10 protein-coding genes are annotated in these 14352 nt (G+C 61.7%); 4 read left to right on the top strand and 6 right to left on the bottom strand.

Annotated elements, in window-relative coordinates; all coding sequences use genetic code 11:
* Nucleotides 1-141 precede the first annotated feature (141 nt).
* The 4 genes from QLG10_RS13690 to QLG10_RS13705 all read left to right on the top strand — a co-directional run bounded on the left by QLG10_RS13690 (nucleotide 142) and on the right by QLG10_RS13705 (nucleotide 4977).
* Nucleotides 142-915, top strand: coding sequence for an enoyl-CoA hydratase/isomerase family protein (locus QLG10_RS13690; protein ID WP_282487523.1), 774 nt, complete (start codon nucleotides 142-144; stop codon nucleotides 913-915).
* Nucleotides 916-1067: 152 nt separating this feature from the next.
* Nucleotides 1068-2312 carry a thiolase family protein gene (locus QLG10_RS13695; protein WP_248677561.1) on the top strand — a complete coding sequence of 415 codons (1245 nt, stop codon included), beginning with the start codon at nucleotides 1068-1070 and terminating at the stop codon, nucleotides 2310-2312.
* Nucleotides 2313-2399: 87 nt separating this feature from the next.
* Nucleotides 2400-3320, top strand: coding sequence for an SDR family NAD(P)-dependent oxidoreductase (locus tag QLG10_RS13700; protein ID WP_248677562.1), 921 nt, complete (start codon nucleotides 2400-2402; stop codon nucleotides 3318-3320).
* Between the two features lie 85 nt (nucleotides 3321-3405).
* A complete protein-coding gene (locus QLG10_RS13705) occupies nucleotides 3406-4977 on the top strand; it encodes an AMP-binding protein (protein ID WP_248677563.1) in 1572 nt (523 codons plus the stop codon).
* 339 nt (nucleotides 4978-5316) lie between these two features.
* On the opposite strand, the gene QLG10_RS13710 is transcribed toward QLG10_RS13705, so the two are convergent.
* From QLG10_RS13710 to QLG10_RS13735, 6 genes are all read right to left on the bottom strand, one after another.
* Complete coding sequence (locus QLG10_RS13710; RefSeq protein WP_282487524.1) at nucleotides 5317-6669, bottom strand: DUF1214 domain-containing protein; 1353 nt, start codon at nucleotides 6667-6669, stop codon at nucleotides 5317-5319.
* 109 nt (nucleotides 6670-6778) lie between these two features.
* Nucleotides 6779-7840 carry an NAD(P)-dependent alcohol dehydrogenase gene (locus QLG10_RS13715; protein ID WP_248677565.1) on the bottom strand — a complete coding sequence of 354 codons (1062 nt, stop codon included), beginning with the start codon at nucleotides 7838-7840 and terminating at the stop codon, nucleotides 6779-6781.
* A gap of 144 nt (nucleotides 7841-7984) precedes the next feature.
* Nucleotides 7985-9442 carry an acyl-CoA reductase gene (locus QLG10_RS13720; protein ID WP_282487525.1) on the bottom strand — a complete coding sequence of 486 codons (1458 nt, stop codon included), beginning with the start codon at nucleotides 9440-9442 and terminating at the stop codon, nucleotides 7985-7987.
* 3 nt (nucleotides 9443-9445) lie between these two features.
* Nucleotides 9446-10876, bottom strand: coding sequence for a hypothetical protein (locus QLG10_RS13725; protein ID WP_083349063.1), 1431 nt, complete (start codon nucleotides 10874-10876; stop codon nucleotides 9446-9448).
* A 252-nt stretch (nucleotides 10877-11128) separates the two neighbouring features.
* Nucleotides 11129-13099, bottom strand: a complete 1971-nt coding sequence (locus QLG10_RS13730) for an alkyl sulfatase dimerization domain-containing protein (RefSeq protein ID WP_282487526.1) — start codon at nucleotides 13097-13099, stop codon at nucleotides 11129-11131.
* A 66-nt stretch (nucleotides 13100-13165) separates the two neighbouring features.
* Nucleotides 13166-14311: an acyl-CoA dehydrogenase family protein gene (locus QLG10_RS13735; protein ID WP_282487527.1), complete on the bottom strand. Its 1146-nt coding sequence runs from the start codon at nucleotides 14309-14311 to the stop codon at nucleotides 13166-13168.
* Between the last annotated feature and the right edge of the window lie 41 nt (nucleotides 14312-14352).

The following is a 14352-nucleotide window of genomic DNA, read 5'->3' on the forward strand; positions in this document are numbered from 1 at the left end:
TGTTGCCTGGATGTGACGCCTATCCTGCAACAGACGAAGCGGCGCTCGCCCCGTCCGCAAGGGGGGGGGATAGCGCTCTCGGGAGTCGCGTAATTTTCGATCCAGACAGAAACGTCAATTGCATGAGATCGAGGATTGGAGATGAGCGAGTCCGTTTCTTTTGACATCAAGGGCCAGGTGGGCTGGATTACCCTGACCCGTCCGAAAGCCATGAATGCCCTCAACCGTGAAATGCTGGAGGCCATGACCGCCCGCCTGAACGCCTGGGAACACGACGATCAGGTGCGGGTGATCGCCCTGACCGCCACCGGTGCGGCGTTTTGTGCCGGCGCCGACCTCAAGGCTGGCGGAACCCCGCAGCCCGGCGAAAAAGACCTGCTGGACACCATCGTCACCTTCTTCGACGCGCTGCGCGCATTCCCCAAACCGGTGATTGCCGCGGTCAACGGGCTCGCCCTGGCCGGTGGCCTGGAAACCGTATTGTGCTGCGACCTGGTAATCGCCGCGCAAAGCGCGCGTTTTGGTGATGCCCATTCAAACTTCGGTGTGTTCCCGGGCGGCGGCGGTGCCGCGGTATTGCCACGCAAGATCCCCGAGAACGTTGCCAAGTACATGTTGTTCACCGGTGACGCCCTGCCCGCCCAGGACATGAAGAACTATGGCCTGGTCAGCGAAGTGGTGGCCGACGGCGAACTGGTCGAACGCGTCCAGGCCCTGGGCGACAAGCTCGCCGGGAAAAGCCCGCTGGTGCTGCGCAAGATGAAGAAAGTCGCCGACGAAGCCGGCGACAAATCCCGTGCCGATGCATTGCGCCAGGAGCTGCTGGAGCTGCGCGACCACCAGCGCTCCTACGACATGGCCGAAGGCGTGCGCGCCTTTGCCGAGAAACGCAAACCTGATTTCAAGGGTTACTGATTACGCCTCCCCTGTAGGAGCGAGCATGCTGGCGAAAAACGTCATGCCACTGCGGGCAAACAGACAGCCCGCGTGATCGTTGACCTGCATCGCGAGCATGCTCGCGCCTACAGAGGCCTGCGCCTGCCTTTTCTGACTATTCGAGGTAACGAATGGAAAACGTATACATCGTCGGCGTCGGCATGACCGCCTTCGGCCGTCACACCGACAAGACCATCAAGCAACTGACCGCCTGGGCAGTGGAAGACGCCCTCAAAGACGCCGACTGCGACCGCAAGTGGATTCAGGTCGGATTCTTCGGCAACTGCACCCAGGGCCACTTCGATGGCCAGCACATGATCCGTGGACAAGTGGCGCTGCTGCCGCTGGGCCTGGACGGCATCCCGATCTTCAACATCGAAGGGGCCTGCGCCTCGTCGAGCCATGCCTTTAACCTGGCCGTGACCCAGTTGCAGGCAGGTGCTGCCGAAGTGGCATTGGCAGTCGGCGCCGAAAAGATGTTCTACAGCGACAAATCGAAGATGTTCTCGGCCTTCGAGTCTGCCTGGGACATCGAAACCTTCGAGGAAAACAAGAATTACCTGGCGAGCATGGGCAAGGGCATCGTGCCGCCTGCCGGTTCGCAATCCGAAAAACCCTACAGCCCGTTCATGGACGTCTATGCCGCCCTGGGCCGTGGCGGCCTGATGGAGCGCTACGGCATTACCCAGCGTCAACTGGCCGCCGTATCCTCGAAGAACCACGGCCACTCAGTGCACAACGAGCGCTCCCAGTACCGTAATGCCATGAGCATCGAGGAAATCCTCGCCGCCCCGCCGATCACCTACCCGATCACCCTGCCGATGTGCTCGCCGATTTCCGACGGCGCGGCTGCCGCGATCCTGTGCACTGAATCGGCCATGAAGAAATACGGTTTCAACAAGAACCGTGCAATCAAGGTCCTGGCCAGCGTCGTGCGCTCGGCCTCGGCCCGTGCCGCCGACGACTTCGACAAGGGATGCACCCACCTGGCCGGCAAGGCGGCCTTCGAGCAGGCCGGCATCAGCCCGCAAGATGTCGATGTGGCTGAAGTGCATGACGCCACCGCCGTCGGCGAACTGCTGGCGATCGAGGCCCTGGGCCTGTGCGAGCCGGGCATGAGCGGTGTGATGGCGGAAAATGGCGACAGCGCCCTGGGCGGCCGGTTGCCGGTCAACCCGTCTGGCGGCCTGGAATCCAAGGGGCATCCGATTGGTGCCACCGGCATCGGCCAGATCTTTGAACTGGTCGAGCAACTGCGCGGCAACTGCGGTCCGCGTCAGGTCGAAGGCGCGCGCATCGCCTTGCAAGGCAACGGCGGCGGCCTGTGGCGCGTCGAAGAGTCCACCGAGCACGTCGGCATCTTCGGCCGCGCCTGATCGTTTATGGAGGTCGGCGTCTTCGAGGAAACCACGCATTTCCTGCGCCGCACTCCACCTACTATTATTTCACCAGAGGAAAACATGATGACCATTCGTTTTGATGATCGCGTCGCTATCGTCACCGGCGCCGGCAATGGCCTTGGGCGCGTTCATGCGTTGAACCTGGCTGCGCGCGGCGCGAAGGTTGTGATCAATGATTTCGGCGGTAGCCGTGACGGTTCCGGCAGTTCGTCCGATGCGGCCCTGGCCGTGGTCGAGGAAATCCGCCAGGCCGGTGGCGTCGCCATTGCCAACGGCGCTAACGTGGCCGACTACGAACAAGTCCAGGCCATGGTCAAGCAAACGGTCGAAGCCTTCGGTCGCGTCGACATCCTGATCAACAACGCCGGTATCCTGCGCGACAAGTCGTTCGCCAAGATGGAAATGGCCGATATCCATGCGGTGATCAATGTTCACCTGATGGGCTCGATCAATTGCACCAAGGCAGTGTGGGACCTGATGCGCGAGCAAAACTACGGTCGCGTGCTGATGACCACTTCTGCCGCCGGCCTGTTCGGCAACTTCGGCCAGGCCAACTACGGCGCGGCGAAGATGGCTGTAGTGGGCCTGATGAACATGCTCGCCATCGAAGGTCGCAAGAACAACATCCTGGTCAACACCCTGGCGCCGATGGCGGCCACGCGCATGACCGAAGACGTAATGCCGGCCGAACTGCTGGCGGCCAGCCGACCTGAGCAGGTAACCCCGGGCGCGCTGTTCCTGGTCAGCGAAAACGCACCGACCAAGCTGATCCTGGGTGCCGGCGCCGGTGTGTTCTCGGCTGTACGCATGGAAGAGACCACTCCGGTGTTCATCGGCAACGAAGACCTGACACCCGAAGCCATCGAGGCGAACATCGCGCGCATCACCGACTGGAGCACTGCCGTCGAACGCTTCGACGCCAACCAGCAGGTCAAGGTGTTCATTGACACGGCCATGGCAGCTATCAAGGCTCAACAGGCCTGAGTATTCCCGGGGCCATGCCCCGGGTTAAACTCGCGACGATGATCGCAACGGGCGTGCAGCCACACGCCCGGACGGAGAATGAATAATGACAATAATGAACTTCGCACACACGGTCGGTAACCTGGCCGTGCGGTTCGGCGATCGGGAAGCCCTGGTCAACATCGAGCGCAATCGCCGATACAACTTCCGTGAATTCCATTCGCTGACCAATCGCATCGTCAACATGTTGCGTGGGCGACTTGGGCTGTGCCGCGGGGATGTCTACCTCTGCATCCTGGAAAACGACAACATCTCGCTGTTCCATGCCTGGACGGCGCTCAAGGGCGACGCCGCCGCGGCCTACGCGAACTATCGCGACGCGTTCGAGGAGCACCTCTGGCAAATAGAATTCCTGCGCCCCAAAGTGGTGTTCATCGAAAACGCGTTGATCGATCGTTACTTTGATGCGCTTCACGATCAAGGCATTACCGTCGTCTGCATGGACCCTCCCGAACACCCGCGTGACGGGTTGCTGTACTTCTGGGACCTGCTCGAAGGCGTGCCGGATCACAATCCGGGCGTCGACAACGACACACAAAAGGACACCCTGGTCTATCGCTTCACCGGGGGCACCACCGGCCAGAGCAAGTGTGTTGCCTACACCATCGAAAACTGGATGGCGCTGCGCGATTCGATGTATCTGGAAGCCGAGCAGCCCTATCAGCCGGATACCCGCTTCCTGCATATGGCGCCGATCAGCCACGGCTCCGGGCTGGGCCTGCTGCCGACGCTGTTTCGCGGCGGCTGCACCCTGACCCAGAACATCCCGGACCTGGCTCGCCTGTGCCGCAATATCGAAGCGGAAAAGGTCACCATGACCCTGCTCGTGCCAACCATGATCTATCGGCTGCTGGAATTGCCCGAGGCGCGCGAGTTTGACCTGTCCTCACTGCAGACCATGGCCTACGGGGCCGCACCAATGAGCCCGGCGAAACTGCGCCAGGCCCAGGAGCGCTTCGGCAATATCTTTATGCAGATTTATGGCGCCACTGAGTGTCTGCACGCCGTGGCGTTACTGGGCAAGGCCGATCACTTGACCCAGAACGAGAAGCAGCTGTCCTCGGCCGGGCGCATTGCCGTCGGCGCCGAGATCCTGATCGTCGATGACCATGGCCGGGAAGTGCCGCTGGGCACCACGGGTGAGCTGTGGGTGCGGTCCCGGGGCACCATTTCGGGTTACTTCAACAACCCGCAAGGCACCGCGCAGGAGTTCCACAATGGTTACTGGAAATCCGGCGACCTGGGCTACATCGATCAGGAGGGCTTCCTGTACCTGGTCGACCGCAAGAAGGACATGATCATCACCGGTGGTTTCAACGTGTATGCCATCGAGGTGGAAGCAGCGCTCAATGCTCACCCTGCGGTGCTGAACTCGGCCGTCGTGGGCATTCCCCATGAGGAATGGGGTGAGGCGGTGCACGCCGAAGTGATCCTCAAGAATGGCCAGGTCGTGTCGGTCGACGCGCTGATCGAACACGTCAAGGGTCGCCTGGGCCGCTTCAAGGCGCCCAAGTCCATCCAGTTCGTCGAGGCCCTGCCGCTCAGTGTGGTGGGCAAGGTGCTGCGCCGTCAGGTGCGTGAAAAATACTGGAAAGACAAGGCGCGTTGCGTGTCCTGAGTCTCTGTTTGTTCTGAACGTTTACCCCTTCGTTTTCGCCCTGATGTCCCCTACCGCCCTTGGTCAGGCTGGGGACATCAGGGCTTTTTTTCGTCAGGCTGGCCTGGGTTGGCGGGCCCGGACGTTGTGGGAATGAGCCTGCTCGCGAAAACGCGTTCGTCCAGACAGCCCGTGTGATCATTGCCGTCCTTCGCGAGCAGGCTCGCTCCCACAAGGACCGCGCTGAACCTGTGGGAGCGAGCCTGCTCGCGAAAAACGCCGGGGCAACGCGGGCATCCAGGTAGCCCGCGTTATCGTTAACGACCATCGAGGGCAAGCCCCCTCCTGCAGGTCAGCGCCTCATAGCCGCACCAGCGCCGGGGGGAAATATTCGCCGCTGGCCACCGGGCCCTTGCCGCCGTAGTAGCGCAGCATCAGCCGGAACGGCTCGCCTGCCACCGTCGGCAGCCAATTGTTTTCGGCCGCGCCCTGGGGCAATTGCGGTCCGAAATACAGCGTGAGGGAGCCATCGGCGTTGTAGTGAAGGTCCGATTGGTTGTTCAGCAAAAACCGCTCAAGCGTGTTGGGCAGCACCCGGAAGGTTTTGCTGTTGGTGGCCGTGACGGACCAGAAGTACCGTGCAAACCCGGAAGGCAATTGTTCACGCGGGAATGTCAGCGAGTAGCTTTTCCCGCCATCAAGGACTTGACCGTCAGCATCCCGCGCGCCACGGTAATAGTTGACCTCCGCGCTGGTGTTGGCCCAGATGCCGCCCAGATCGATCAGCGTCCGGGTCAGGTAATCCTCGCCATAAGCCCCGGAAACCGCCGGGCGCACCCAACCGTTGCGCACGGTACCCGGACCGATGGTCGCCGCTGCGCTGGCAAGGGCCGCAAAGGTATGGGTCTTGATTTGCTGGTCGATGCGCGCACGTTCGCCAGGTTGCTTGATCTGTTCGGCAATGGCGCGCACTTGCGCTTGCAGCGTCTGCATGCCTGGATTGAGATCGGGCTCCTCCAGCGCCGCCGCAGCGGCATCGAAGGCCTCCACCGTCGGCAACCTGTACAGCTCGAATACCGGCCCGTGTGGTGTCGACGGCAGCTCTGGCGAGCCCGTCGCGCGCATTGTGAACTGATGCTGCAGTTGCTCGGCCACCTGCCGATCGGCCCCCAACTCGACCCGCGACAGCACCCGGGCCGTGCGTACGGGCAGGTCGATTCGCCGGGTATTGGCCGGCAGATCCACTTTTGCACCTTTGAGGCACACCGCGAACTCACCATACGGATGGTCGGCGAACGCACGTTCATTGATGTTGGCCAGGGTTTCCCCCCAGCCATTGAGAAATTGCACCGTGTAATAGCGATTGGTGACCTTCGGCACGCTTACCTGGGTACAACTGCGTTCATCGACGGCGATCCAGGCTTCCGAATAGGCGACGTCGAGATTGGGATTGGGCCAGTCAACCGCACCGGGCTTACGGTGCACCAACTGGTTCCAGGTCATGCCGTCCTGAAAGTCCAGTTGCTGCTGGCGCATGACCAGCAAGCGCCCGAGCATGTAGATATAGGCATCGCTGACTTGTTGATCGGTGAAGGCAGGTGGCGAGGCGGGAGGTGCTTCTTCTGCGCAGGCGGCTCCGGCCTGGATGGCCAATGCAAGGACGGAAGCGGCAAAAGCGCCACTGCAGCGCATAAGGTGCGATCTAACGGACATTGTTGTTCTCCATCGTGGTCCATGAACGAACCGTTATGCCTGCGCCAGCCCCATACCGCCCCTCTCGTTAAGGGAGGTATGAGGATGCTAGCCGAGGGGAGAACCGATGTCAGGCCACGTCGACGTCCTTGAGCGACGCCATGTCGATCACGAATCGATACTTCACGTCATTGTTCTGCATGCGGGTGAACGCCTGGTTGATGTCCTGGATGTCGATCATTTCGCAACTGGGCAGCACTTGATGCTCGGCGCAGAAGTCCAGCAGCTCCTGGGTCTGCTCCAGTCCACCGATCAACGCGCCGGTGATCGAGCGGTTATTGATCGCCAGCAATGCGCCGTGGATCGGCTCCAGCGGCTCCAGGGCGCCAACCAGCACGAGTTTGCCGTTGCGGGCCAACAGCATCAGGTAAGGGTTGACGTTGTGGCCGCGCGGGATGGTGTCCAGAATCAGGTCGAAGCTGCTGGCGGCGGTTTTCATGGCCTGCGGGTCGGACGACAACAGGACATGATGCGCGCCGAGCGCCAGGGCGTCCTCGGCCTTGCCGGGCGAAGTGGTGATCACGGTGACCTCGGCGCCCAACGCAACGCCAAGCTTGACCGCCATGTGGCCCAGACCGCCCAGCCCGATGACCGCCAGGCGCGTACCGGTCTTGACGTCATGCTCGCGCATCGGCGTCCAGACGGTGATGCCGGCACACAGCAACGGACCGGTGAAGCGCGGATCCAGTGCCGGCGGTACCCGCAACACGAAACGCTCGCGTACCACGATGTGCTGGGCGTAACCGCCGCGGGTCACCTCGCCGCTGATGCGGTCCAGGCCGTTATAGGTGGGTGTCATGCCCTGGGTGCAATGCGGCTCCTGATGTTGCTCGCAGGCCGCACATTGCTGGCAGCTGTCGACCATGCAACCGACAGCCACCCGATCACCGGGACGATAACGATTGACAGCAGGCCCCACGGCAGTGACCCGACCGACGATTTCATGGCCCGGCACACAGGGAAACCGCGTGCTTTTCCAGTCGTTATGCACGTAATGCAGGTCGGAATGGCAGACGCCACAGTAGTCGATATCGATGGCGACATCGTCGGCGCGCAGCTCACGGCGTTCGAAGCGCAGGGGTTCGAGGGGAGCGTTGGCTTCATGGACGCCATAGCCGATGCAGGTGGTCATGTTCTTGTCTCCACAGATTGAATGAGCGCTCCCCTGTAGGAGCGGGCATGCTCGCGAAAAACGTCCAGGCAACGCGGGCATTCAGACACTCCGCGTCATCGTTAGCGACCATCGCGAGCAGGCTCGCTCCTACAGGGAATGGTGTCAGATCGAAGGCCGTAACCAGGGCGCAGCACTGGTTTCTGGTGCGGCGATCTGGTTGGAAATCCACTTGCCCATGCGACGCATCGGCTCGATGGAATCCTGGGGCGCGGCAAACTTCATGGCAGCGGCGTAGCCCAGGGAAACGATGCGTTGAGCGCCATACAGCGGCAGCACATCCTTGAGTTGATCCTTGATGCTTTCGGGATAGACGCCGACGGTTTGGGTATAGGCGTCAACCGCCGCCATCATTTCGCTCAAGTCGTCGACCGGCACCAGGTTGGCGGTCCGGTCATCGAGGCTGGCGGCGAAGGACACCGGTTCCGGCAATTGCGAGCAGATGATCGCGCCCTCGCCTTCCTTGCCGCCGATGACCTTGTACCACTCGTCATCCAGGCGCAGCGCGTCGACGTGGGCCTTCAGGCCCTGGTCGTAACGCTTGGGCGCGGTGCTCAGGGTATTGGGCAAGCCCAGCATCGCTTCATAGACATACTGGCCAAAGGTGTTGAGCCGCTCCAGGCCCTGCTCGTCCGTGCCGCTCTGCACATACGCCACCCGCGCGCAGACACAGCCCTTCTGGTTGATCGCACCGATGTCGGCCGCCAGGCGCACCGCCGCTTCGCGCATGTTCTCTTCGTTGTAGAAGGCCTCCTGGCCAATGATGCTGGCGCTGCGCTTGGGGTCCAGGGAAATCAGTTCAAGGCCCGGCTGGATGTATTTGGTCACGTGCTTCATCGAGGCGAAACCGCCCCAGGCGACGATTTTTTCCAGGTTCTGCGGTTGGTACAGGCGCTGCTCGAACGCCTCGTCGCCGCCCTTCCAGTAAGCCACCGAAAGGTGTTTGGTCAGCGGATGGTCCGGCGCCATGTCGACCATGGTGCGGGCGATGGCCAGCGCGGTGAACGGGTCGTTGGACGGCGCCTTGATGATCGCGTCGCTGCGCAGCACCATGTTGCGGATGATGGTCCACAACGACAGGGACACTGCGTTGCCGGCGACGATGTGCAAGGTCCGGGCGCCAAAGCAGCGCACTTCCAGCTCGGTGCCGTCGAGCAGTGTCTGCGGGACCCAGCCTTCCAGGTATTTGATACCCACCGTGCTTTCTGCCATCTCGGTGATGAACTCACGGGACAGCAAGTGCTTGAGGCCCATGTAGGAGCCCTTGACGATGGTCGGGGTGGTCGGCGCCGTGAGGAACGACAGTTCACAGGCTTCCTGCAGGTACTGGTTCTTGTCCAGGTCCAGGCGCGCGCCGAGTTCGACGGCGTAATCGAGAATGTCGTCGAAACTCAAGCGGTACAGGTCTGCGAGCTTCGCCGGGTTGCCCAGGGGCAACTGGTCGATGTACTTGCTGGCGTCGGGGGTGAGAAAACTCAAGTCGCCGCCGCGGCCGCCCACTTCGATCAGGTTATCGGTGATGACTTGACCACGAATGATCATCGGTGCAATGGGATGGGACATGGCTCAGCCTTCCAGGGTGTTGAGGAAATCCATCGCTTCGCGATGGGACTGCTCGGATGCGGCGCAGGTGATCTTGTCGTCGCCGCCGTTCTTTTCGCTGTAGCGCTGGATCGCCCCAACCACGTAGCGGCTATGGCGCCCGCAGGTGCAGGGTTGATCCCACTCGATGGTGACTTCGTCGCCCGTGATGAAGCCGCCCCAGTGGATATCGGCGCCAAGGTCGAAGAACGCCGCGCGCCCGGTCTGGCGGCCGTGGCGCGGCAGCGGCTTGCTGGTTTCGGGGTCGAGCAGGAAGGGAATCGCGGTGTGCGAGAAGTGGTAGTTGCCCTGTTCGCATTTGAGGTGCGAACCACTGACCACCTCCGACATGGCATAGGACTCGTTCAGCGTCTTCACCCCCAGAAAGCGCATCACGTCTTCGCGCCAGTTCTCGGGCGGCACCACGCCTTTGGCGCCGCCGGTGGTGATGATGTAGGAATCGGGATGGAACACCCCTTCCAGGCCACGCTCCAGGCCGGCCAGGGCCATGTTGTGCAGCAGGTTCCAGGTACCGCCGATGTACACGCGCTTGCCCTTGAGACGGGTCGCGATGTCATCGAAAAAGGCCGCCAGGTGCTGCGGCATCTCGGCCTGCTGCTGGTCGAAGGCTTTTTTCTTGGCCAGCAGCTCAGGCGCCACCACCAGGCGATCCAGCGTGCCATTGGCGTGGGCGGCCCGCAGCCTGGCGCCCAGGCGCAGTACGTCGCTGGACAGGGTCGAGGGATAGGCCGGGTGGAAGTGTGAGAGATCGGGCAGCAGTACCCGCACCAGCGAGCCCATGCCGCGCAGGTGGCTGAGGTAGCCTTTGCGGTAGTACGGATACGCCGTGTGCAGGTCCGGGTCCGGCGTGTCCGCACCGGTCATGTTCCAGGCGTAGAGTTTGCGCACCTGGGAAGCTTTTTCGAACTCACGGGCACTGCAAGGCAAAAACGACAGCGTACCGGAAGTGCCCGACGTATGGCTCAGGCACAGCTCGGGGATGGCGCTGTCCATGGTTTCGAACCAGTCGTCCAGTCCTTTGCACGCAGTGACGTCGACGGCGGCAATCTTCTCGGCCAGTTCCGGAACCACCAGTTTGCCCAACCATTTGTTGATCGCGGCGAAGTTGTTTTTTTCCAGTAGCGATGGCGGGTAGGACTTGAACAGGGTGTGCTCGAACAGCAGGGGCACCACGTCGTCCAGTTGTTCGATTCGCTCGATGCCCTCGGCGTCCGCCAGTTTCTTCAACACCGCGATACGGTCGCGCATTTCGCCGAAACGCCGTTTCAGCCCGGCCAGCTGCAGCGCATTGATCTGTTCGGCAGGCATTTGCTTCCAGTTTTGCAGGCTATGCCCGACCAGGGCCGCCGGATCGCTGAGCAGCAGATCGACCTGTTCTTCTATTGTTCTTGTCACGGGACTGTCTCCGGGGATTCACGGGATCGTGCCTTGGCCGTCGATGCGTAACGGCCTTGATGGCGGATTCAGTTTAAGGGCGCGCCAGGCAAAATCATTTCCGTATTCCGGTATCGGTAAAACCACCTCAACACTCTGTTTTACATGGGTTTTTTTCTATTTTTATGAACCATGCGCCGGGTTGTTCCGGGTCCTCCCTGGTCAGCAGCGCATGGCCTGTGCGTCAACCAACGAGCCTCAACGTGCCACCGCTCAGGGCGTCACGACGTTGAACATTGGCTGGAAGCTGGTCAGCATGCCGAGCATCGCCTTGAAGCGGTCTGCGTCCCCTGCAAGCTTGATATCCCCCTGTTTGAGCGCCGTCGGGAAGTCGAGCTGGCGCAGGCTGATCCGGTCCAGCACGGCCTTGCTCATCGTGACCGACACATCGGCCTTGGCATGACTGGCCTGTTCGCGGTAGGTCAGCACTCCATTGCGCAGGGTCAAGGCAAAATGCTGGTCGAGATCATCGAAGTTCCAGTTCAGGGTCATGTCGTGGCCTTGGGCTTTGTCCGAATCCATGCGCACGGCCAGCAGGTCCATGAACATGGTCGGTGTCGCCGCCCGGATCAGGTCGGCCGTGGCACGGGCGCCCTGCTGCGGCTTGATCTGACGCAACTCTTGCACGCCGGTGAGGTACATGTTGCGCCAGATCGCCGATTCGCTGCGGTAACCCAATTGCTCCAGCGCATCGGCCTGGGCTTCGCGTGCCGCCTTGTTCTCGGGCTCGGCGAACACCAGATGATTGCCCAACTGGGCTGCCCAACGGTAATCGCCGCTGTCCATTGCCGCGCGCATCTGCGCCAGGACCTTGTCAGCCCCGCCCATGGCTTGCACGTAGTGTTTGCCGGCTTCGACCGGAGGCAGTGGGTCAAGCGTCGACGGATTGCCGTCGTAGAAGCCCAGATAGCGCTGGTACACCGCGCGGGTGTTGAAACTCAGCGTGCCGTAGTAGCCCCTGGCATACCACTTCTGATCGAGGTCGCCGGGCAACTTCTTCACCGCGTCGGCAATTTCCAGCGGATTCATGCCCTGGTTGAGCAAGTTCAGGGTCCGGTTGTTGATAAAGGCGTACATGTCACGCTCATCGGCCAGCATGTTGCGGATATTGTCCCCGCCCCAGGTCGGCCAGTTGTGTTGAGCGAACATCACCTGTGCCTTGTCGCCATAGCGCACCAGCGCGTCGTCGAGAAAATGCGCCCAGGCTTTACCGTCACGCACTTCGGCGCCACGGGGCGTGAGCAGGTTGTGCATCGAGCGCACGGCGTTCTCGGAAATACAGAGCGCCTGCATTTGCGGCAGGTACAGGTTCATCTCCGAGGGGGCCTCGGTTCCCGGGGTGAGTTGGAATACCACCTGCACACCGGAAATATCGTGGGTTTCCTCCGGTTTTACGATCAGGTCGCTCGGTGCGATCAGGCTGATCGTGCCGCCCACCGGCACACCTTTGCCAATCCCCGAATCCACCTGCCCCCGCTCGCTACCGGCCACCGCGCCGCCACTCTGGAACATGCCGCGACGAAACATCGCGGTACCCGCCAGGACGTTTTCCTGGATAGCGTGTTCCATGAAACCGCCTGGCGCATAGATGCGAACCTTGCCGGCCTTGACGTCTGCTTCGTCTACCACCCCACGCACACCGCCGAAATGATCGACATGGCTGTGGCTATAGATCACCGCCACCACCGGTTTGCGCGGGCGATTGCGGTAGTACATTTCAAGCCCCGCCTTCGCGGTTTCGGTGACGTAGAGCGGGTCGATGATGATCAGGCCATCGTCACCTTCGATGATGGTCATGTTAGCCAGGTCGATGCCACGCACCTGGTAGATTCTGTCGGTGACCTGGAACAAGCCGGCATTGGCATTGAGCTGCGCCAAACGCCACAGGCTGGGGTTCACCGTGTCCGGGGCCTGCTCTTGCTTGAGGAAGTCGTACTGATGGGAATTCCACACGGTCTTGCCATTGGCATCCTTGATTTCGCCCTCAAAGGCGGCGACCAACCCGCGCCGCGCGGCTTCATAGTCGGCGCGATCCTGAAACGGCAATTGTTTGAGCACCGCCTGGTTGACAGCTGCCGTTGTCGGGCTCGCAGCTTTTGCGGGCGTGATCGGGGCGTCCTCGGCCCATGACAGGTTGCTCGACAAGGCAAAGGCAACAGACAGTGCAACAAGGCAATAGCGCATACAAAATCCTTGAATGGTTACAGTGATGATTCAGGCACGCCAGGGTGGCCGCCGTCAGTTCAGCCGTCAGCCCGCGGTACTGATGCCCGTGAGCGCTTTGGCGATGGATAATTTTTGCCGGTCGGTCAGGCCGTTGGGCGCCGGTTGCACGATGGACTCTCGCACCAGGCGCTCAAGATCCAATGCGGCGCTCACTCCCTTGCCACCGGGCAGTTGCAGCGCGTCCTGGCAAGCCTTGAGCAGCGTTTCACTGGCCAGCCAGCGGGCCATGCACGCCTGAATCTGGCAGGGAGTGGCGTTATCGATCAGCGAATAGGCCTGGAAGCACATGAGTTTCGCCGCTTCGATTCGGGTCGCCATCTCGGCAATCCTGAGTGCCACCAACGGCTGCGATGCCGCCGCCCTGCCGCAATCGTCAGGATTTCGCACGTTGTTGATGCACGCCTCCAGAACCGACCGGGCCAGGCCGATCGACAGCAAGGCTGCGCCGGCGTCGATCTTTTCCAGCAGCCCGGCCTGGCCTTCCTGTTCTTGCCAGATCGTATGGCCGGCCGGTACGCGCACATTGTTGAAGGACACCCGGGTATTGAACGTGCCGGTCGGGGTCGATCTGTCGATGATGCGCGAGGAGTAACCCTGCTGCTCACGGTCCACCAGCACATGACATGACACGCCCTCCTCGGTCAGCATCCCGGTAATGAGGATGTCCGAGTAGTGGCCGTTGCACACCCGCTCGTGGGCACCGTTGATGACCCAACCGTGCGCCGTGGTCCAGGCGTTGACGCCACCTTCGGCTAGCGTTGCCTGCGCATCGGCCTGGTGCAGGTAATAGCCGCCGAAGCGGCGACCGGCGAGCAAGTCCGGCAAGTAGCGCTCGCGCAGTGGTTTCTGCGCTTCAGGCAATTCGACCAGGACGCTGGCGACGAGCATGTTGACGATGACGCAGTGGGCGATTTCGCTGGAAACCACGCACAACTCTGCCAGGAGCATGGCTTCGGTGACCACCGACAAACCCATTCCACCCAGGTGCGGCGCAATACTGGCGCCGGGCAGGCCGAATTCGGCGATGCCCTGGGTGATTTCGCGCATTCTCTCCCGGGGAATCGGCCCGCCCCGGAACGCGCTGGCGACCGGCGCCACCTCCGTCGCAAGAAAGATACGGAAGCTGTCCACTGCATGACGCTGTGCATCGGTCGAGTTCTGTATCTGCATGGTCTGGTTCCCTGCCAATCGTCGCGAATCCACCGGCGTAT

It is taken from the genome of Pseudomonas sp. V98_8, from assembly GCF_029967975.1.
In the GTDB taxonomy this organism is placed as follows: Bacteria; Pseudomonadota; Gammaproteobacteria; order Pseudomonadales; family Pseudomonadaceae; genus Aquipseudomonas; species Aquipseudomonas umsongensis.